This window comes from Phycisphaerae bacterium (assembly GCA_012729815.1).
Taxonomy (GTDB): Bacteria; Planctomycetota; Phycisphaerae; order JAAYCJ01; family JAAYCJ01; genus JAAYCJ01.
On the sequence record JAAYCJ010000269.1, the window covers coordinates 14,914 to 35,489 of the forward strand.

A 20,576-nucleotide genomic window follows, 5' to 3' on the forward strand; every position below is an offset into this window, starting at 1 on the left:
CCAGTTCTTCCTGTTTGTCAGCTCTGTATCAGCGGTAGGTCGGCACGTTGATCTTGATTCCGCCGCGGCGGCCGGATTCGGCGGCGCAGATGCCGGGGACGGTCATTTCCAGGCCTCGGACCACGTCGAGGTACGGCGGCTCGTTGTTGATGATAGCCTGGATGAAATCGCCGATCATGTAGTATTCGCTGGTGCCGTGCCCGCCGGCGCTTGCTTCGGGCGGAGCGTCGGCGTGGGTCAGGCTGCACGGGATCGTCTGCGTCTTGCCTTCGGCTTCGGTGTAGAGCATCAGCTCCTCGTACCAGCGGTAGCGGTTGGTTTCGATGGCTCCGACGGTTCCGTAGACGCCGAGGAAGTGGAACTCCGGCTGTTTGGCGATGCTCGAGGCCCGCAGTTCGCGGATGACCCGCCCGCCGGAGGTTTGGAAGGTGGCCGCGGCGGCGCGGACTTCGCCGGGATATCGCTGGGCGGGGGCTGCGCCGATGCTGCAGACGGCTGAGGCGATCGGCTCGTCGATCATCAGCAGCAGCGGTCCCAGTTCGTGGGTGCAGTAGCGGATGTCCTCGAACTCGCCCCGCCAACTGGGCGCGTCGTGCGTCCCGCCGCCGAGGCCGTCGTCGCGGTCGAAGACGATGTGCCGGCAGTCGTGGATGTATTCGCCCTCGGCGAAGGCGATCCGGCCGATGCGACCCTCGCGAACCAGCCGGTGCATTTCCTGGACGATCGGGAAGTAGTTGACGTTCTCAGCCGCCATGTAAATCCGGCCGCTGCGGCGGACGGTTTCGAGCAGGTCGTCGGCCTCCTCCAGGCTCATCACCACAGGAATCTCGCAGAGCACGTGCTTGCCCGCCGCCATCGCCTTTCGCGTGCACGCAAGGTGCGTGGACGGCGGCGTGACGATGACGACCGCGTCCAGGTCGGCCGCGCAGAATGCGTCGTAGTCGTCGAAGGCTTTGCACCCGACTTCGCGGGCGACCTGTTCGGCCCGCTCGCGGTTCAGATCGCAGACGGCCACGAGTTCGCAATCGCGGCGGACGTTGATCAGCGTGGCAAATCCTCTGCCGCGACGCAGTCCCGCAGCGCCGAAACGAATAGCCATGCCTTTTCTCCTCCAGACCCTTCCCAAACTGGATCACAGGCAGAAACCCAATCGGCGCGTCAAGGTATCGCCAACTGTGGGATGTGTCAACCAAGGAGATTCCGAGTTCCCCTCGAGCGCCTAGCGCAGCTCGACCCGCGGATCGACCAGGGCGTAGCAGATGTCGGTGACGATCAGGCCGAACACGTAGAGCAGGGCGCCGATGAAGGTCATCGCGCTGATGACGGGGTAGTCGCGTGAGTGGATCGCCTCGATGGTCAGGTAGCCCAGTCCGGGAATGCCGAAGAACCGTTCGAGCAGCAGCGAGCCGAGGAACAGGAACGGGATGGCCAGGACCACCCGCGTGATCACCGGGATCATCGCGTTCTTGAGCACGTGCTTGAAGAGCACCCGGTGGGCCGAAGCCCCCTTGGCCCGGGCGGTCCGCACGTAGTCGGCGTGGACCTCGTCGAGGATCACCGTCCGGTAGAACCGCACCTCGGCGCCGAGGCCACTGACCACGCCGATCAGCACGGGCAGGATCAGGTATTCGATCTTGGCCCAGCCCTCCTCGTAGCCGAAGACCGGAAACCGGTCCAGCCTGTAGGCGAAGAACCACTGGGCGAACAGGATGTACGAAAGGTACGGCATGCTCATGGCCAGCACGCACAGGACCACCAGCCCGCGGTCCGCCAGCGTCCCGCGCACGTAGGCCACCATCAGCGAGACGGCCAGGGCAGTCGGCAGCCCCAACAGCAGGATCGGCACGGTCAGGCTCAGGCTGGGGATCGCGCCTTCCCTGATGATCTCGGTGATGTCCCGTCGGCTGCGGTAGGACTTGCCGAAATCGAACGTTACGGAGTCCCATATGTGGTGGAAGAACTGCGAGTCGACCAGGCCGGCAAGCCCGCGATCCTCGAAGGCGTGCAGGTTCACCAGCAGCGGCTTGTCGAAGCCGTACTCCCGCCGGACCTGTTCGAGCGTCTCAGCGGAGGCGCCCTTGCCCGCCATCTCGATCGCCGGATCGCCTCCGACCAGGTGAAACAGGATGAACAGAATCACCATCACCCCGAAGACGATCGGGATCACGTTCAGCAGCCGACGAATGATGTACGCCTTCACCGGCCCACCAGCTCCTTGCGCAGCTCAAGATCGAGGTCCGAGTACTTCGCCGCGCCCCATCCGAACGCGTGCGGCTTGTAGTTCCGCACGTACTTGTAGTAAGGCACGAAGGCCACGCGATGGGCGCTGAAGATGCACGGCACGTCGTCAACCACGATCCGCTCCAGTTTCCGGGCCAGTTCGACTCGCTCCGGACCAGGGTCCATGGTGTCGAACCGGCTGTACAATTCGTCGAATTCGGGGTTCCGATAGTTGAAGTTGTTGGGGCCCGGCGAGACGTTGGCCCCGTAGAAGAGGAACAGGAAGTTCTGGGCGTCGGGGAAATCGGCGACCCAGCCCATCGAGAAGATCTGGACCGACTTGTGGTGCACCTTGTCCTGGAACGTCGGCCAGTCCATGTAGTCGAGCACCACGTTAAGGCCGATCTTCTCCATCGACCGCTGGAAGTACCCGCCGTACTGCCGCACCGTGGTGTCGGTGCCGGGCAGCGAGAGCGTGACGGTGATCGGCCCGCCGTGGATCGCCTCGGCCTCCTTCATCTGCTCGCGGGCCCGGTCCAGATTGAACTCCGTCCACGGGTTCTCCATGGCCGGATCGTATTCCTTGAACATGCGCGGGAAGATGCCCTTGGCCGGGTAGCCTCGGCCGTTGTTGAAGACGTCGATGTACTCCTGGCGGTTCCACGCGCAGCTCATCGCCCGGCGCAGCGGCCGGTTCTTGCCCACCACCGGGTCTTCCATGTTGAACCCGAACCAGTAGTTGTCCGGCTGCTCCTGGACGACCAGTTCGATTCCCTTCCGAGCCAGTTCGGGGCTGAGCTTGCGTTCCGGCGTGATCGCCTGGTTGAAGAAGTCCTTGGGAATGCCCGCCGAGTCGATCTTGCCCTTCATGAACGAGAGCCACAGCGGCTGATCCTCTTCGATAATCGTGTAGACCAGCGCGTCGACCAGCGGCAGCGGTTTGCCCGCGTCCTCGAGCAGGCCCGCTTCATCGTCGCCCGGCTCGCCCTCGGTGGGATAGAATTCCTCGCGGTAGTTGGGGTTGCGGACCAGGACGATCTTGGAGCCCCGCTTCCAGCTCTTGAGGGTGAACGCCCCCGTTCCGACGGTGACGTTCTGGATCTGGTCGCCGTAGAACTCGACGGCTTCGCGGGCCATCGGGGCCGACGGCAGGTGGGCGAGGGTGTAGAGAAAATACGGACACGGACGCTTGAGGGTGATCCGCAGCGTATGGTCGTCGACGGCCTTGAGGCCTTCGACCGGCTGCGAGTAGTCCACCTGGTCGGCCGACGCGACGGTCTGGGTGTACTGGCGGAACTCGTCGAGGCCGACGATCTTGTCCTCGAGGAACGGCCAGTTGCGGCTGAGGTATTTAACGTTGGCAATCCGCTTCCAGGCGTAGACGAAGTCGTGGGCGGTCAGGAGCCGGCCCTTGCCGCCGGGAAAGCACGGGTCGTCGACGAACCGCACGTCCGGACGGAGCCTGATCGTGTAGGTCAGCCGGTCCTCGCTGATTTCCGGCATCGCCGCGGCCAGGCCCGGCTCCAGCTCGTACGGCCGTTTCAGGTAGCTGTACTGATAGAGGCACTCGTAGCACTGGCTGCCGACCGCCGAACTGGTGGTATCGCCGATGTCGCCCGGGTCCAGCCCGCGCACCTTCGCGCCCAGCGCCAGGTACCGGACCTTCTTGCCCGGCCCGTCAATATCGTCCGACCTGCCACGTCCGCAGCCGCCCAACATCAATGCGGCAGAAACGGCGACGCCGAATATCCCGATCCACTGCTTCATCTATATCACCCTTATCGCAAACTGTGGACACACCTCGGCGCAATACCCGCACAGGATGCACCGTTTTGGGTCGACTTCAGCCCGCTGCCCGCCCATCGTCATCGCGCCCTGATCGCACCGTTCGGCGCACGCCCCGCACCGTTTGCACATGAAGTTCACGAAGACCCGGCGGTCGCGGTGGGCGGCCTCATCGAGGGCCTGCCGGCTGATCTCCAGTTGTCCGTCGGAGAAGATGGCGGCGTTGAGTTCCACCTCCTGCACCGTCTTGACTCCGACGCACACGCTGTCGACGAACTCCAGACCTCGCACGAAGTTGAGGGCCTCGACCGCTTCCTTGCGCAGCAGGCCGCCGGCCAGCGGCTTCATCGCGTAGATTCCGACGCCCGCCCGGTGCACTTCGGCCAGCACCTCGGATTGGCGGCTCAGCGACCCGTCGGCGATGCCCAGGCCGCGGCGATTGATCACCGGCATCAGCACGTCGATCCGGTCCGCGTTGGCCAGGGCCGCTTCGCAGCCGGCGATGGTGTGGGTCGAAAAACCCACCGCCCGGATCCGCCCGTCCCGCTTCAGTTCCAGCAGCCGATCCAGGACCGGCCGCCGGGCCTCGAAGGCGTCGGCGCTTTCGACCTGGTGCATCAGCATGATCTCGACGGTCTGCCGGCCCAGCCCGGTGAAGGTCTCGGCAAGCTGGGGCTCGGCCTCCTCGATCGTCGCAGCGGAGATCTTGGTGGCGATCGTCACGTCGGCGAGGCGCTGACCCAAGCCCAGCCGGACGTGCTCGTCCGTCCGGTACCGATGGGCCGTATCGAAGAAGTCGATTCCCATCGCCAGGGCCTTCTGGAACACCGGCTCGGTTGACTCCGGCGGGATGCCCGCCTGAAGATAGCTCATGGTCAGCGTCCCGAGGCACAGCTCGCTGACCTCGAGGCCGGTTCGACCCAGCGTGTTGCGCTTCAGTACGTTCATGGCTCCTCGAAATCGATGCGGACCCAACTCCCGCTTTCAGTTCCCGCGTTCGCAAGGGCAATTATAGGCAACGGACCGCCGATCAACAACCGGCCGGACTCCTGACGTCGGCCGGATAACCGCCAGCGGCAAGACAAACGGGACTTGCGGTGCCGGCCGCAAGTCCCGTAGGTTTCCTCAAGCGCCGACCAACCGGACGGTCACCACAGGAAGAAGTCGAGGTCGCTCCACCGGTTGCCGTTGAAGTTCCACTCGTTGGCCTCGTGTTCGGCGTCCGTCGCCCAGTAGGCCCAGTCCCGGAGGCTCTTGATGTCGCGCGACCAGTTCCCGAGTTGGCCGTAGTTGCCATTGCCCCAGACCAACAGGCGGCGCGAGACATGAACGGCCAGGCTGTGCTCGTAGCCGGCGGCAATGCTCAGCACCCCGGCCAGCGCATTGTCACTTTCGGGATCATAGACGCCGAACGGAGTGACCGCAACCGGCAGATCCCGCGACCCGCCGCCGCCCGACAGGGACGCCGGCGAGAGCCACCGGCCCTGTCTGAGCCCGAGGATCTGCGATCCGCCGTTTCCGCCGAGCGTGATGGTGGCGGTCCGGCTGTCGGACAGGAGATCCGTGGCGGCGGCCTGCACGACGACCGTGGCGCCGTTGGTCCCGCTCGCCGTACCGATGCTGATCCAGGGACTGGCCGACGAGGCGGTCCAGTTCAGATCCTCGCCACCGTTGTTCCAGATGTAGAGATTCCGCGACGTGGTCACCGGCGCCCCGACGATCTCCTGGGTGACAAGCTTGGACAGCTTGGATTCGTACGATTCGATCTGCCATTCGGCATAGACTCTGGGATCGTCGGTGGGAGCGGCCTGCAGGAGCGCGATCTCCTGGGGCGAGTTCGCGGCGTCCGCCGCGCTGATCGACAGCGTCGCATCGGAGCGGGCGATGATCTCGCCCGGATTCTCCGGATCGTTGGGCTGGTCGTTCGCGGCAAATCCCAACGTGATGATTCCGGGCGTCGAGCCTTCCGCGCCCGAGGTGATCTGCACCCATTTGTCCTCTTCGGCGGTGCCGCCCGGCCAGACGATTTCCGCCGTGTACGCCAGGTGATGACTTCCCAACTCGTACACCCGCAGAGAGCGGCTTGCCGCTTCATCCGGCAGGTAGAACGTGCTGACATTCGGCGCCACCGCGATCAACGCGTCAAACTCCGAAGGCCCGGTGTACGTGTGAACGAAGCCGAGCTGACCCTTACTCCCGGCCCCCCAGCTCCAGAGCTGGTACTCTTCCGCGGCGCCGCTGCCGACGGACTCCAGGGCCAGCGAGTGGAAACTGCCCGCCGCCACCTGCACGATGAACCGACTGGCGAAATCGCCCGTCTGGGGGTCCACTAAAGCATCCGGATCGTTCGGATCGTACTTGTAGTGCTGCGTCACCGGCACCGGAATTGAGCTCAGGGCAATGCCGGGGGGCTCATGCTCAGGGCCGAACACGCCCAACTGGCCCTGCTCATTGTTGCCACACGCCCAGACCGTGCCGTCCGCCAGGGCGGCCACCGTGTGGGTGTTGCCGCCGTCGACCGACACGACCGCCTGTCCGCCGGTGTTGACCAGCCGCGGCAACTTGCTGCCCGGCAGAAACTCGGGACTGGTGAAGCCCAGGCCCAACTGACCCTTCGAGTTCCCGCCCCACGTGTACAGGGCGCCCTCGATGATGGCCATGCTGTGGTACCAGCCGCCGGTGATGTACGTCACCACGCCCAGCGATCCGAGGTTGGTCAGACCGCCCGGATCGCGGACCCAGACGGCTCCGTAGTGCTGGACGGTCCCGCCGTCGCCAAGCTGGCCCCGGTCGTTGCGGCCCCAACTCCAGACCCGTCCCGCCGTATCGACGGCGAACGAGTGCCAAGCGCCGGCGCCGACGATCACGACGTTCGTCAGCGGCTGACCGGTGTCCTCGCGGATCACCTGGACCGGCGATGGACGCGTGGTAAACGTCCCGTCGCCGCACTGACCGTAGTCGTTCAGGCCCCAGCACCAGACGTTCCCGTCGGCATCGACCGCCACGTTGTGGAACCCACCGGCCGCCGCGGCGAGCACGCCGGTCAGGAATCCCACTCCGCCTTCGCCCTTGACCTGCGTCATCTCGGGGAACATCTGGCTGGAGTGGTTGCTTCCGAACAGCGGAATGCCCTCGAGGTGGCCCTGGCCGATCTGGCCCCACTGGTTGTCGCCGCAGGCCCAGACCGTGCGGTCCTCGCGGACCTCGATCGTGTGGTACCACCCGGCGTCCGCCGGCGGGATATGCACCGGCGCGACGACCAGGGTATTCGGATCGTTCGGGTCGCCGTAACCGTCGTCCGGCAGGCCTCCGCCGTCCCCGATCTTGACGAACTGCACGGAGTGCCCGTCGCGGCGCTGGTTCACCGGATCGTAGACCCGGCTCCGCACCGTCGTCGTTTTGGTTATCTCGATCGGCTCCGGCGGCTCGAGGTAGAACGTATCGCCCTGGTCCGGCTCGTAGCCGTTGGTCGTGTAGTAGTACTCGTAGTAGGGCAGGCCGCCGTAGAATTCGGATATGCCCACCTTAACCATGAGGCTGTCGCGGAAGATCAGGGCGTCCGTGGTGGACTCGACCGAATTGGTGACGCTGGTGATGGCATCGCCCGTGATCTGGATGAAGTGGGCGGTCAGATCCTTGCGGCCGTCGATCGTCAGGTAGTAGCTGCCTTCCGGGTCCGCTTCCTCGTGGCCCGGCACCGTCTCGCCCGCCGGCCAGTCGGCTGTGGGAGTCGGAATCCTATTCTGCCGGTACCAGTCATACCAGTGGTCGAAGACCCACAGTCCGCCTCCACCGGTCGGCGTAATCTGCAGCACGGTGTTCAACGGGAACTCGATCTCCAGCTCGTCGTCCGGGTTGTCCAGCACGTACGGGCTGTTCGGGTCGTCCGGGGTGGTCACGTTGACGATGGTCACCGTGCCCTGGCCTTCCATGCTCATCCGCAGCGATGGAGGCTCGATGAACACGGCGGTGATCGCCTTGTCCTCGGTCATCGTGACCGTTTCGGGGTTCGTCTCGCTACCATCGATGTCTTCGTCGTCGTCGCTTTCCCAGTGGCTGAATTGCCGCCCGTAGGCGGGCACCGCGGTCACCGTCACGGTCGTTCCGGAGGCGTAGGTGCCGCCGGTGGGATCCAGGTCCACGTCGCCATCCCCAACCACGCTGGTGGTCAGGGTGTAGGTGCCCAGGAACACCGCGGTCACCGTCTTGTCCTCGTCCATGACCAGGTCCTGCGGGTTGTCCGTCCCGGTCAGGTCGCCCTCCCAGTGGTCGAACACCCAGCCGCTGGCCGGCGTCGCGGTCATCTCCAGCGTCTCATCCCAGTCGTAGAACCCGCTCGGCGGGGCGACCGTTCCCTGCCCTTCGATGATCACCGTCAACTGCGGACGCTCGGTGAAGACCGCCGTCACTTCCCGGTCCGCATCCATGTAGAGCGTCTCGGGATTCGTGATGCCGGTCAGGTCGCCCTCCCAGTGGCTGAACTGCCAGCCTTCATCCGGCACCGCGGTCAGCTCCACCTCGGCCCCTTCGTCGAACTGGGTGCCCGAGGGGTTGGTCTCCACGCTGCCCTGACCCACCACCGTGATCGTCAGCGTCATCTGCTCGACGAACACCGCGGTCACCAGCTTGTCCGCGTCGATCGTCAGCGTCTCGGGATTGTCGGTGCCCGAAAGGTCGTCTTCCCAATGGTCAAACCGCCAGCCGACCGCGCCGGCTGCGCTGAGCGACAGCTCCGTTCCGTCGGCGTAGGTTCCGCCGTTGGGATCGACCGTGCCCTGGCCCACGTACATCACGGTCAGCGAGAACAGCTCCTTGAAGACCGCGCGGACCGTCTTGCCCGTGTCAATGACGATGGTGGCCGGATTCGTCGTCCCCGACAGGTCGCCTTCCCAATGGTCGAAGACCCATCCGCTGGCCGCCGTCGCGGTCAGCGTCACCTCATCGTCCTCGTCATACGGCCCGCTCGACGGATCGACCGTGCCCTCGCCGGTCACCTCGACCGTCAGCGTGTACTGCCGCACGAATACGGCCGTGACCGATTTGTCGTCATCCATCGTCAGCGCGGTGGTCGCCGACGTGCCCGTCGCGTCATCTTCCCAATGGTCGAACCGCCAGCCGCTGGCTGGCGTCGCCGTCAGCGTCACCTGGGCGTTGAGGTTGTAGTAGCCGCCGGTGGGATCCACCGTGCCCTCGCCCAGCACCGTAACCAGGAGTCGCGGCTTGGCGCGGAACACCGCCGTCACCGACTTGTTCTCATCGATCAGAACGGTGACCTCAGCGTTGGTGTTCCCGTCCACCGGGTCGCCTTCCCAGTGGCTGAACGTCCAGTTCTGGGCCGCCACCGCGGTTAACGTCACCTCGGTGTTCAATGGATAGCTGGTGCCGGCTGGGTCGCGAACCACCATGCCCTGGCCTTCCACGTTCACCGTCAGCGTCCGCTCGGCCGGCGGCAGTTCCTGGAAGATCGCGGTCACTTCCTTGTTCGCGTTCATCACCAGGTTTTCCGGGTTGTTGCTCCCGTAGACCGCTCCGGACCACCCCACGAACATCCACCCCTCGCCCGGCGTTGCCAGCAGGCGCACCTGCTCATTGACCTGATAACCGTCGGAGTCGGGAGTCCGAGTTACCGAGCCCACGCCCGTGGTCGCCACCGTCAGCTTGTAACCCTCGGGCGGCGGGGTCGGAGTGGGAGTCACGTTCGGGTCGATCGTGTTGGGGTCGAACGGCCCTCCGCAGCCGGGAAGGGAAACCAGCATCGCCAGCCCGAGCAAACTCCCCACCAGAAAGGCTACAGTAAGAACAATCCCCAAGTGGTTGGCGGCATGCGTGTTGGTCAACGCCTCGGCGCAAGACCTTCCTCTTACCATAGCCTGCTTCTCCTATCTTCGCTGGGCCTATCTATCCTTTTCATTATACTGGCATCAGCAATGGCACGTCAACGAGACCGCCACTGCCGAACCGCGTGTCCGGCATGGTTCCAGATCGCGATTCTGTCGCTGCAACTGGAACCCGGGCGAACTCAACGCTCAAAACCGGTCCTGTCCGCATCTGAGGGTCGTCAGGTGAAGGCGTTTTCGCTGGGTGCTCATCGGGTATCCGGAGTCAACCTGCACACTATGGGGCGTTTGTGGCGGCGATGCTCGTCGCTCTCTCTCCGCCGGGGCCTGTCGCTAACAGCTTTGGCTGAAATACATTATATCATGCTCCGGCCCGGTCGCCAAGGGGTAAAAACCCGTCCCCCCGCTCATCGAAGCACCCCGCCTCGCCCCAGTTCCTCAAGCAACAGGGCCACCGCGTGGATTCCTCGGCGGAAGTCGTCAATGTGGAAGTATTCGTTGGGCCCGTGGGCCCCACAATCCGGCCGGGTAAAGCCCAGCAGCAGGATCCGTTCGGTCAGTTTCCGGGCGAAAAACGGCATGATCGGGAGCGTCCCGCCTTCTCGGACCATGGCTGGTTCGATCCCGAACGCCCCGAGTACCGCCTTGAACGTGGCGGCCACCGCTGGGCCGGTCCGCGGACCCAGGTACGGCTCAGCGAGTCCCAGCGTCTGAACCGTCGTCCTGACCCGCCGGTCCGCCAGGTCCAGGATGCGGCGGTCCAGCAGCGCGGATATCTCCTGCGGGGTCTGGTCGGGCACGATCCGCACCGACAGTTTGGCTGAGGCCTTCGACGGCAGCACCGTCTTGGGCCCTTCACCCGTATACCCCCCCACCAGGCCGTTGATCGTCAGGCTCGGGCGGCACCAGAGACGCTCGACCGGCAGGAACTCCGGCTCCCCGGCCAGACCCTCGACCTCCAGCCGCCGACACAGGTCCTCCTCCCCGAAATCCAGCGAGAGGAACTGCTCGTGCTCTTCCGAGGCGATCGGCCGGACCCTATCGTACAGCCCCGGCACGTCGATCCTGCCGTCCGGCCCGATCAGTCGGCCCAGGACGCTCACCAGGGCCGCCCCCGGATCGGGCACCAGCCCGCCGAACGTACCTGAATGTAAGTCCTGATTAGGACCGGTCACATCGATCTGCTTGTAGACGATTCCCCTCGTCCCGTAGGTGATGGCGGGCCGGCCCGGGGCAAATCCCCCGGCGTCCGTGCTGATCAGAAGGTCGCAGGCCAGATGATCGCGTCGGCCCTCGACAAACTTGAAGATCGCCTCGCCTGTCGACTCCTCTTCACCTTCAAAGATCACCTTGAGGTTTACGGGCAACGCCCCCTGTTCCCTTAGAAGTTGGACTGCTGAAAGATAAAGAATAATCGGTGCTTTGTCGTCCGCTGTGCCTCGGCCGACGATCCGGCCGTCCACCATCGTCGGTTCGAACGGTTCGGTGGCCCAGCCGTCCTCACGGTGGGCCGGCTGAACATCATAGTGTCCGTAGAAAAGCACCGTCGGCTTGTCGGGGTCCTGCTCCGTCTGGGCGTAGATCAGCGGCAGCCCCAGCCCATCGTGGATCTCCGCATGTCCCAGCAACTCGTGCAGGTAGTCGGCGAGCCACCTGGCCGCCGCGGCGACTTCTCCGTGCAGGGCCCGGTCGGCGCTGACCGACCGGAACCGCAAGAATTCAAGAAGTCTCGCTTGGAATTCTTCAAACCGCTGATTTACCTGTTGGGCAAAATCGGTCATCGCTCGTTCCTCCACGCTACAGGTGTTTCTGCATGTTACGAGAGTCCCCACAGTTCCCGGATCATCGCCACCGTCCGGTCCGCCAGTTCGGCTCCGCCTTCGGGACCGACTGGGCTGCTGGCTGGGACGGCGCCGTAGCCCTTGCCCGCGACCGCCCGTTCGGTGGGTACGTACGTGCCGGAGCCGGTCAGTTGGACCAGGAAAGTCTGGATGGCGGGGCTGCGGGCTTTGATCCGCAGGCCGTAGTCCAGATAGTATTCGAAGGGATTGGTCGCGATCGCCACGTCGCCCAGCCGCAGCACGTGCGCCTCGATCGGCACCCGCGGCTGGTCCCGCTCCGTGTTGAACCGTTCCACCACCCGCTGGTTCCATCGCATCTGTCGATAGGCCTTGGTGATCGGCACGTACCATCGCGGTTCATTTCGTTTTTTCGGATGGGCATCCAGGTCGGCCAGCAACGACTCGTACTGTCGGCGGCAGTTTTCGGCCGCCGCCGTCGCCTCGTTGGCCTCGTCCTGGGTGACCATCCGTCGCGGCAGTTCGACGGTGACGAGGCGGTGCACGACGAGCGGATTGTCCGCCATCTCCTTTTCCGCGCACGGCAGGGCGGCGGCCACCGCATCGGCGATCCGCGCGGCGATGTCCTGCCGCTGCGTCCGGCCCAACAACCGCCACATCCGTTCCTGGGCCGGCCAACCGATCAGGATCATGCTCTTGGCGGTCACCTGGTCGCCGGCGGCGCTGCATTGCGGCAGAACGTGCAGATCGGCGCCCAGCCGCCCGCGCAGTTCCCGCCGCGTCTCGTGCCAGTAGTCCGCGCTGATCTGGAAGTCCATCTCGCCGACCTGGGCCGGGCAGGCCACGTTGACCACCACGCCGGTCAGACGGCCGGCGCGATCCTGCGTGTACAACACGTTGACGCTCGGGTCCGTCGCGCCCTCGATGTGGGTAAAGTCCGGATCGTTCGGATCGCCGTACATCCGGGCCTCACCGCCCCGATAGCACATCCGCCGGTTGTAGCCGATCACCGCCTGACCCAAGCCAAAGCCGATCCGGCCCGGCTCGCGACTTTGCCACGCCCGGATCACCGCGGTGGCGATACGTTCGGCGGCCATCGCGGCGTACTGCGCCGGCGGCATCACGGGCAGATCGAGTCCCGTCCAGCCGGCAACCGTACCGCCACCGGCTTGCAGCACGTCATCGTGCACCCGCGGTTCGGGACCGGTGTGCGTGTGCGTGGCGTTCAGGAACACCGCCATCGGGTCCAGGTCCGGCAGGACGCTCCGCAGGCGGCTGCGCACGTCGTCGCGAAGCGCATCCGGGATCGACACGAAATCGCAACCAACCAGCACCGCCTGGGCCGGCGGCCCATCGGGCCGGCGCGACTCGATCGCCAGAGCGGTCGCGGTGACCGGATCGGCCACCGCCTCCGAAACCCGCGCGTGAAACTGTCCCGACACCAGCACCGGCTGATCCGGCGTCAGGTCCGCCTCCGCCCAGCCGATCCGCAAACCTTCAACCGATCCAGATCCACCATCGTGCATCGCACCTGCATCCTTACCACACATTCACGTACCAGGACCAGAATCATCACGTACGGAGTCACTATACCAGATCGTTTCACCCAAAACGATTGGCAATCGACGAACGATCCATCGGGGGATCTAGTCGTCCCCCGGCGTGTCATCGCCAAGCGGTTCAGGGGCCAGGGTGAAATAGAACGTCGCTCCGCGATCGAGTTCGCCTTCCGCCCAAATCCGTCCGCCGTGCCGCTGAACGATCCGTTCGACGGTGACCAGTCCAATCCCCACGCCAGAGAATTCCTGCTGGCCGTGCAGGCGCGAAAACGGCTTGAACAGCTTGTCCGCGTAGGCCATGTCGAACCCGGCGCCGTTGTCCCTGACGAAATAGACGGTCGGTCTCGCCCCGCGCAGCGCGCCGAACTCGATCCGGGCCGGCTCGCGCCCCGCGGTGAACTTCCAAGCGTTGCCCAGCAGGTTCTCGAGCACCGTCCGCAGGAGGGACCGGTCGCCCTCAGCGGTCACGTTCGGCTCGATGACCAACTCCGCGCGGCGATCCGGCGCCTGGCTGGCCAGGTCTTCGATGATTTGCTCGGCGATCGCTGAGAGGTCCACCTCCCGCCGCTGCATCTCCGCCCGGCTGAGCTGGAAGAGGGCGAGCATGGCGTCGATGATTTCGGCCATTCGCAGTCCGGCGTTGACCGAGCGTTGGAGGAAGTCGCGGCCGCGATCGTCGAGGCGTTCGGTGTAGTCCTTCAGCAGGATCTGGCTGAAGCCGGTGATGGACCGCAGCGGGGCCCGCAGGTCGTGGGCGACCGAATAGGAGAAGGAGGCCAGTTCCTGGTTCAGGGCCTGGAGCTGGGCGGTCCGCTCCTCGACCAGTTCCTCGAGATGCTCGCGATGGCGGCGGAGTTCGGCCTCCGCGCGCTTCAGGTGCGAGATGTCGTGAACGGCGGTGATGCGGACGGCGCCGCCGGAAGCCGGGGCATCCAGGCCTCTCACCTCGGCCACTCCCACGTGGCCGTCCTTATGGATCGTCCGGACCTCGTAGGGCAGGCCGGGTTTCTCCGTGAGGCTGGCCACCACCCACGGCCAGTCCTCCGGATGGATGAACCGGCGGATCTCCATCCCGCGCAGTTCGTCCATGGAGTAGCCGAGGATGTTCGACAGGTGCTCGTTGGCGTCGATGATCACTCCGTCCCGGGACACCACGATCCCCTCGAACGACGCTTGGGAAAACCGCCGAAACCGTTCCTCACTTTCGCGAAGCTCGCGCTCGGCGTCCTGTCGCTGGCTGATGTCGCGGATGATGCTCAGCAGGATCCGCTGGTGGCCGAACGTCTGGCCCTGCGAACCGACCTCGACGGGGAACTCGGAGCCGTCCTTGCGCCGGTGGACCGTTTCGAACAGCAGCCCGTCGTGGTCGGCGGTCTGCATCTGTGTTTCGATCGGAGGCGACGTCGCCTGCGTCCGCAGATCGAAGATCGTTCGTAGAAACAGCTCTTCGCGGTCGTAGCCGTAGGCCTCGACCGCGGCGGTGTTGGCGTCGATGATCCGGCCGTCATCCGGGTTGACCAGGAGAATGATATCGCGGGAATTCTCGAACAGCGCCCGGTACCGCGCCGCGTCGGCGGCCCGCTTGCGCTCGAACAGGCTGGCGCCCAGCGCCAACCCCATCACCATCACCACCGCCAGGAACGTTTGAAGGAGCAACAGCGATTCGTTGAGCGACCAGCCGCGGAACGGCCCTCGCCCCTCGTAGGTGCCCCAGACCGCCAGCAGTGTGGTCAACAGCATCGCCAGCACCACTCCGCCCTGGTCCAACCGGAACGCCGCCCACAGGATCAGCGGGATGACGAGAAACCCGATCGGGTAGCGTGATTCCAGAACGAGAAAGGGCGCGCCGAAGATCAGATCGCCCACGAGCAGGATCAGCAGCAGGACCAGCGCCAACTCCGCTGGACGCTCGAAGAGCAACCGCTGGTGCGACGGACGCCACAGGACGACTATCGGCGCGACGATGATGACGCCGACCAGATCGCCCAACCACCACGTCCACCACGTGTACAGGTACTGTGCCGGCACGACAGAACCGGCCAGCATGGTGCTGGTAACCCCGACGGTAGGGCTGACCAGCACGCTGACCATGGCGGCGACCACGAAGGCGAAAACGTCGCCGATACGGTCGAATGGATTGGCCGTCCCGGTCAGACGCCGGATCAGAAACGCCCCGAAAACCGCCTGCAGGGTGGCCCCGACCGCGATCGTGCCGCCGGCGAGTAAAGCCACTGATAGTTCAGCACCCCCGCCGCACAGGGCCTGAGCGTGGGCGGCAAAAGCCCCCAGCCATATCCCCGGAGCGACGACGTAGCCGCACAACAAAATGGCCGCCAAGGCGATTCCCGAAGGCAGCCACACCGGCGAGACGTTGCCGGGAGGAATGGCGGCAAGATATCCCACGCTGGCCGCCGCGTAGAATGCAACCGCGACCAGCAGCATTTCCAGTATTCCCCTGGGCCAACTCGACCCGCGAACCGGCGACATGAGATGCATCCCTTAAGAACTGCAAGTCGGCCCGTTGGTTCGGCAACCGGATTGATTGTCGGATCGTTCCCTGAAATCGCAGGATGGATGCTGATCGGCTTGATAGAGAAACTTCCCACCCCTGTCATCGCCGTCCGTCGGCATGGGCCGCCCCCGAACGTCCTTTAAAATATCTTATAGGCTAAGTGTGACGATGTCAAATTCGGGACCGCCTGTTGCGATCCGGCCTGTCCTGCCGATGGATGCGGTCGTAGGTCAGTTGCTGTGCAGACGCCGAATCAAAAGGATTGATCGATCAGCCGGCCCGATTTATAATGCGGAGCAGTCTGGCCCAGGCGGTTGGCCGGGCAGCCCCGGCCCTCAATCGATTATCACCGATAGCGATTTCCAACCAGGCCGAAAGTGCGTTGTGGAGACCCAAAGATGCGGACCAAGCGGATGAGCGCGAAACGGTGGATGGCGACGGTCGCGGTGCTGACCGCGGCGCTGGTCGGATGCGACCTGACCTTTGTGGTTGACGTGGAGCTGTGGCTGGGCAAAGCCAGCGAGTCGATCTCGGAAACCTACGCCTTTGACGGCGTCGAGACCGTCCGGGTCGGCACCGCCAACGGCGAGATCCGCGTGACCGTCGACCCGAACGCCACCGAGGTGCTGGTCGCCGGCACCAAGACCGCCCGCGGCGAGGACGACGCCGCCGCCCAGACGCGGCTGGACGACATCGAGATCCGGATTGCGACCAGCGGCGAAGGCAACACCGTACTGGAAATCGAAGCTCTGCTCGAAGAAGTCTCCGGCCAGATCCGCGACGAGGTCGATTTTGCGATCACCCTGCCCGCGGGCGCCGACCTGGAACTGGAGACGGACAACGGAGCCATCACCGTCATTGATAATGAGGGCCAGGTCGCCGCTGTCACCTCCAACGGCAAGATCACCGTCACCGACAACACGGGTGCGATCGACGTAACCTCGTCCAACGGCGAGCTGGTGTTGACGGGGATCGTCGGAGCGGTCAAGGGTGTGACCTCCAACGGCAAGATCACGGTCGAAGCGGCCATCGCCGGAACCGAGGCCGTCGACGTCCAGACCTCCAACGGGGCGATCGACATTGAAGTGCCCGCGGCCACGACCAAGGCCGATCTGGACCTGAGCACCAAGCTCGGCCGCGTGGTCACCGAACTGCAGGACTTTACCATCACCAACCTGGAGACCGCCACGCGGTCCGTCACCGCCACGCTCAACGGCGGCGGCGGCCTGATCAAGGCGCGAAGCTCCAACGGCTGGATCACCTTCAGCGGAATGTAGACAGATCGAGAAGCGAGCTATTCTCAATCACCGACGGACGAGGGGGAGCATTTCGCCTCGTCCGTTTCTTTGCCGAAACCGATGGCCTTTTCGCCGTAGCGGCTGCGGATGCGGTCGAAGGCCTGGTAGACGTTCTGGTATTTGTCGTGGCGGTCCGGCGTCCACAGTTCCATCTGCCGGATCGGCTGGCGGGCCAAACGGCTTACTCCCACGCACACGAGGCGGATGGATCGGCGACGGTCGTAGAGGCGGTCGAAGAGGCGGCACACCGCTGGGTAGATCTCGTGGTCCAGGTTGGTCAGATTCGCCAGCGGACCCTGATGCCCGACCGTGGTGAAATCGCCGTAGCGGATCTGCAGGGTCACCAGCCGTCCCCAAAATCCCAAAGCCCGAAGCTGGCGGCCGACGTCCTCCACCAACTCCCGCATCACCCGTTTGACCAGTGCGATATCGTATGTGTCCCGCTGGAGTGTGGTGCCGCGCGAAACGCTTTTGGGGTCTTCCGGTTCCTCGATGCGATCCGATCCCAAACCATGGGCCAGGTAGTAGAAGTCCTCGCCGACCGCTCCGAAAATTCCCTTGAGCAGGTTGACCGGAAGGGCCTGCATATCGCCCACCGTCCGCACGTCCAGCGCGGCCAGGCACGCCAGCGACTTTTTTCCGATCCCCGGCAGCGTCTCGACCGGCAGCGGAGTCAAAAAACGCTTCTCGAATCCTTCGAGCACCATGGCGATCCCGTTGGGCTTGGCGTAGCTTGAGGCGATCTTGGCGATCAGCTTGTTCGACCCGATCCCGATCGAGCAGTTGAGCCCGATCCGCCTGCGAATCGTCAGCTTCAGCCCCTGGGCCGCTTGCACCGGCCAAAAACGACTCGACGGCGGGCCGTCGTAGCGCCGGTCCGTGCCCGTCATGTCGATGTACCCCTCGTCGATGCTCGCCGGCTCGACCAACGGCGAAAACTTCCGGCACACCGAGAAGACCCGCTCCGAGAAATCGGCGTAGACGCCCGCCCGTCCGGTCACGAACAACCCGTGCGGGCAGAGCCGACGGGCCTGGGTTACGGGCATGCCCGCCTTCACGCCGAACGGCCGCGCCTCGTACGAAGCCGCCGCCACCACCGTCCGGTGCTCGCCCGGCCCCTTGACGACCACCGCCTTGCCCCGAAGTCCGGGATTCAAGAGCTGCTCGACCGATGCGAAAAACGCATCCAGATCGATGTGAAAAATCACCCGAGCCACAGACGTTGGCCTCCAATCGGTCCCACTCCGCGCGCACCTGCGGCGTCACACCCAACTCCGGCATCCAAGCCGACAGGACCAAGCCTCCGATCCCTCTTTTCCATCCAATGTCATCCTAACAACTGTTAGGCATATCGTCAAGGCCCCGCCCACCGCGTTAGGAGTTTCACCAACAAAAAAAGGGGACACTTGAAATGCCCCCTTGATCTTGCCGGAATGTCCGGTTCCGGACTAGACAAAGCCGCCGTCGCGGGTGGCGGCGCTGTACCAGAGGGCGGATTTCTTGGCCACCCGGTCGAGGGATTGCGGGACGAGGCGGACGATGCCGAGTTTCTTGGCGTAGCCTTCGGCCCATTCGAAGTTGTCGTAGAGCGTCCAGAGGAAATAGCCTCGCACGTCGAAGCCGCTGGCGATGGCCCGGTTCAGTTGGATCAGGTGGTCTCGCAGGTACCCGATCCGCAGGTCGTCGGCGACGAACTGTTTGTCATCCGGTTTGTCGGCTTCGGCGTAGCCGTTTTCGGTGATGTAGATGGGGATCGACCCGTAGTAGCGGTTGATGTCCTCGATGGTCTCGTAGAGTCCTTCGGGAACGACCGGCCATCCCATCTCGCTTTTGGGCAGGTGGTGCAGATCGAGTTTGCCGGTGCCGATTACCGGGTCGTTTCCGCGCGGCGTGATGTAGTCGATCCAGTAGTAGTTGAGGCCCAGGAAGTCGATCTTGCGGCTGATGAGCTCCGAGTCGTCGACTTCGAATTTGGGGGCCCATCCCTTCTGCTCGATGATTCGCATGATGTCCGGCGGATACTCGCCCTTGAAGATCGGTTCGAGGTACCAGTAGGTGTAGAGCTGGTTGTAGATGCGAGCCGCCTCGACCGCCTCCGGCGAGTCGTCGGCCGGATGATTCTTCCAGACGTTGAGGGTGGTGCCGATCTGGGCGTCCGGCATCAGCTCGCGGGCCAGGCCCACCGCCATGCCGTGGGCGACGTTGAGGTGATGAGTGACCTGGAACGCATCGGCCATGTTCTTCTGGCCCGGTGCGTGGACGCCGCACCCGTAGCCAAGGAACGCCGTGCAGAACGGCTCGTTGAACGTGATCCACGATTCGACCCGGTCGCCCAGGCGGTCGAAGACGGTTTGGGCGTACTCGGCATACGCCTGGCAGGTTTGGCGGTTGACCCAGCCGCCCTGGTCCTGCAACGCCTGCGGCAGGTCCCAGTGGTAGAGGGTGATAAAGGGCGTGATTCGGGCCTGGAGCAGTTCATCGATGAGCCGGTCGTAGAAATCCAGACCGGCGGCATTCACACGTCCTCGCCCTTCGGGCAGGATTCGCGGCCATGAGAGGCTCAGGCGATACGCCGAAAGGTGCAACGCCTTCATCAACTCGATGTCTTCCTTCCAGCGGTGGTAGTGGTCGGCGGCCACGTCGCCGGTCTCGCCCGTTTTGATGCGGCCCGGCGTGTGCGAGAAGCGGTCCCAGATGCTCTCGCCCTTGCCGTCCTCGTTCCACGCCCCTTCGATCTGGGCCGCCGCCGCCGCCACCCCCCAGAGGAAATCGTCGCTGAAGCGGTATCGCAGCGGCATGCCCGCCGGCGCCTTGTCCGGGCGCAGCTCGGCATGCGGAAACGTCACATCCCAGTTCAATCCCTTGGTCATCATCGCCTCCATCGAAAAAGCGGCCTTTTCGGCCGCACCGGCCCTAACCTCCCGCGATCGGGCGTCTATGATGCTACGCCCGCTTCGACCGCCCGTCAAGCCATCAGACGCCGCTTTTACGCCCCGCGATCCGTCTTCCAGTTCGGCAGGGCTTTGGTCCGCCAGATATGCACGATCCGGTCCCGCTCAGCCGCGATGGCCTCATTGGCTGCGGGAAGCTGACGCACCTGCAATTCGATCTGTTTGATCATCATGCTGACCATGAACAGCGCCCCGTTTAAAGCGAGGTAGAGCAGAACGTGGATGCAGTTGAAGTAACCCTTGAATACGCCGTACATGAACAGGATAAAGGGCGTGCCCAGTACCACGATCTGGATCAGGGCGGCGTACATCTGCCGTCCGGCCATTCGGCGGTATTCATCCAAATCTTCTTGCGACCGCAACTGCGGCACTCGGCTCAGGAATTGCTTCAGTTCCGATCCGACATAGAACGTCATCCCGATCCCCACCGCCATCAGCCCCACGATAGCCGCCAAAAGAACCTGCGCCATGACCGCTCCTCTCATAGATTCAAACCCCCACACCCCTGCCGTCGACCATCCTACCGCCGCACGGTATCGCCCTCAAGAGTGTCCTGAACGAGTTCCTGATCGCTATCGTATCACAGGAAGACGGTTGAGGGCTCCAGAATGCCAG

General features: G+C 64.4%; 12 protein-coding genes. 1 reads left to right on the top strand and 11 read right to left on the bottom strand.

Annotated features, from left to right (window positions below):
• Positions 1 to 28 precede the first annotated feature (28 nt).
• The 8 genes from GXY33_17645 to GXY33_17680 form a co-directional block, all read right to left on the bottom strand.
• Positions 29 to 1,099, bottom strand: coding sequence for a Gfo/Idh/MocA family oxidoreductase (locus tag GXY33_17645; protein NLX06964.1), 1,071 nt, complete (start codon positions 1,097 to 1,099; stop codon positions 29 to 31).
• A gap of 120 nt (positions 1,100 to 1,219) precedes the next feature.
• Positions 1,220 to 2,143, bottom strand: a complete 924-nt coding sequence (locus tag GXY33_17650; GenBank protein NLX06965.1) for an ABC transporter permease — start codon at positions 2,141 to 2,143, stop codon at positions 1,220 to 1,222.
• 53 nt (positions 2,144 to 2,196) lie between these two features.
• Entirely contained in the window at positions 2,197 to 3,987 is a 1,791-nt protein-coding gene (locus GXY33_17655; GenBank protein ID NLX06966.1) for a hypothetical protein, read from the bottom strand.
• A complete protein-coding gene (locus GXY33_17660; GenBank protein NLX06967.1) occupies positions 3,988 to 4,953 on the bottom strand; it encodes a 4Fe-4S binding protein in 966 nt (321 codons plus the stop codon).
• 200 nt (positions 4,954 to 5,153) lie between these two features.
• Entirely contained in the window at positions 5,154 to 9,872 is a 4,719-nt protein-coding gene (locus tag GXY33_17665) for a hypothetical protein (protein ID NLX06968.1), read from the bottom strand.
• Between the two features lie 377 nt (positions 9,873 to 10,249).
• Positions 10,250 to 11,623, bottom strand: coding sequence for a M20 family dipeptidase (locus GXY33_17670; protein NLX06969.1), 1,374 nt, complete (start codon positions 11,621 to 11,623; stop codon positions 10,250 to 10,252).
• Between the two features lie 35 nt (positions 11,624 to 11,658).
• On the bottom strand, positions 11,659 to 13,167 hold the full coding sequence (locus GXY33_17675; protein ID NLX06970.1) for a hypothetical protein: 1,509 nt from the start codon (positions 13,165 to 13,167) through the stop codon (positions 11,659 to 11,661).
• A gap of 120 nt (positions 13,168 to 13,287) precedes the next feature.
• On the bottom strand, positions 13,288 to 15,687 hold the full coding sequence (locus tag GXY33_17680; GenBank protein NLX06971.1) for a PAS domain S-box protein: 2,400 nt from the start codon (positions 15,685 to 15,687) through the stop codon (positions 13,288 to 13,290).
• Positions 15,688 to 16,110: 423 nt separating this feature from the next.
• On the opposite strand from GXY33_17680, the gene GXY33_17685 reads away from it, so the two are divergent.
• Positions 16,111 to 16,989 carry a DUF4097 domain-containing protein gene (locus GXY33_17685; GenBank protein ID NLX06972.1) on the top strand — a complete coding sequence of 293 codons (879 nt, stop codon included), beginning with the start codon at positions 16,111 to 16,113 and terminating at the stop codon, positions 16,987 to 16,989.
• Between the two features lie 23 nt (positions 16,990 to 17,012).
• On the opposite strand, the gene dinB is transcribed toward GXY33_17685, so the two are convergent.
• From dinB to GXY33_17700, 3 genes are all read right to left on the bottom strand, one after another.
• Complete coding sequence (gene dinB / locus GXY33_17690; protein NLX06973.1) at positions 17,013 to 18,227, bottom strand: DNA polymerase IV; 1,215 nt, start codon at positions 18,225 to 18,227, stop codon at positions 17,013 to 17,015.
• Positions 18,228 to 18,458: 231 nt separating this feature from the next.
• Positions 18,459 to 19,808, bottom strand: a complete 1,350-nt coding sequence (locus GXY33_17695; protein ID NLX06974.1) for a beta-glucosidase — start codon at positions 19,806 to 19,808, stop codon at positions 18,459 to 18,461.
• Between the two features lie 188 nt (positions 19,809 to 19,996).
• On the bottom strand, positions 19,997 to 20,431 hold the full coding sequence (locus GXY33_17700; GenBank protein NLX06975.1) for a hypothetical protein: 435 nt from the start codon (positions 20,429 to 20,431) through the stop codon (positions 19,997 to 19,999).
• Positions 20,432 to 20,576 lie beyond the last annotated feature (145 nt).

Bases quoted from the DNA above. Each gene is read 5' to 3' on its own strand.
- GXY33_17695 (NLX06974.1), bottom strand. From the start codon at position 19,808: ATGCCGCTGCGATACCGCTTCAGCGACGATTTCCTCTGGGGGGTGGCG.
- GXY33_17675 (NLX06970.1), bottom strand. From the start codon at position 13,167: ATGCACGATGGTGGATCTGGATCGGTTGAAGGTTTGCGGATCGGCTGG.
- GXY33_17660 (NLX06967.1), bottom strand. From the start codon at position 4,953: ATGAACGTACTGAAGCGCAACACGCTGGGTCGAACCGGCCTCGAGGTC.
- GXY33_17670 (NLX06969.1), bottom strand. From the start codon at position 11,623: ATGACCGATTTTGCCCAACAGGTAAATCAGCGGTTTGAAGAATTCCAA.
- GXY33_17680 (NLX06971.1), bottom strand. From the start codon at position 15,687: ATGTCGCCGGTTCGCGGGTCGAGTTGGCCCAGGGGAATACTGGAAATG.
- GXY33_17650 (NLX06965.1), bottom strand. From the start codon at position 2,143: ATGGTGATTCTGTTCATCCTGTTTCACCTGGTCGGAGGCGATCCGGCG.
- GXY33_17700 (NLX06975.1), bottom strand. From the start codon at position 20,431: ATGGCGCAGGTTCTTTTGGCGGCTATCGTGGGGCTGATGGCGGTGGGG.
- GXY33_17645 (NLX06964.1), bottom strand. From the start codon at position 1,099: ATGGCTATTCGTTTCGGCGCTGCGGGACTGCGTCGCGGCAGAGGATTT.
- GXY33_17655 (NLX06966.1), bottom strand. From the start codon at position 3,987: ATGAAGCAGTGGATCGGGATATTCGGCGTCGCCGTTTCTGCCGCATTG.
- GXY33_17685 (NLX06972.1), top strand. From the start codon at position 16,111: ATGCGGACCAAGCGGATGAGCGCGAAACGGTGGATGGCGACGGTCGCG.
- GXY33_17665 (NLX06968.1), bottom strand. From the start codon at position 9,872: ATGGTAAGAGGAAGGTCTTGCGCCGAGGCGTTGACCAACACGCATGCC.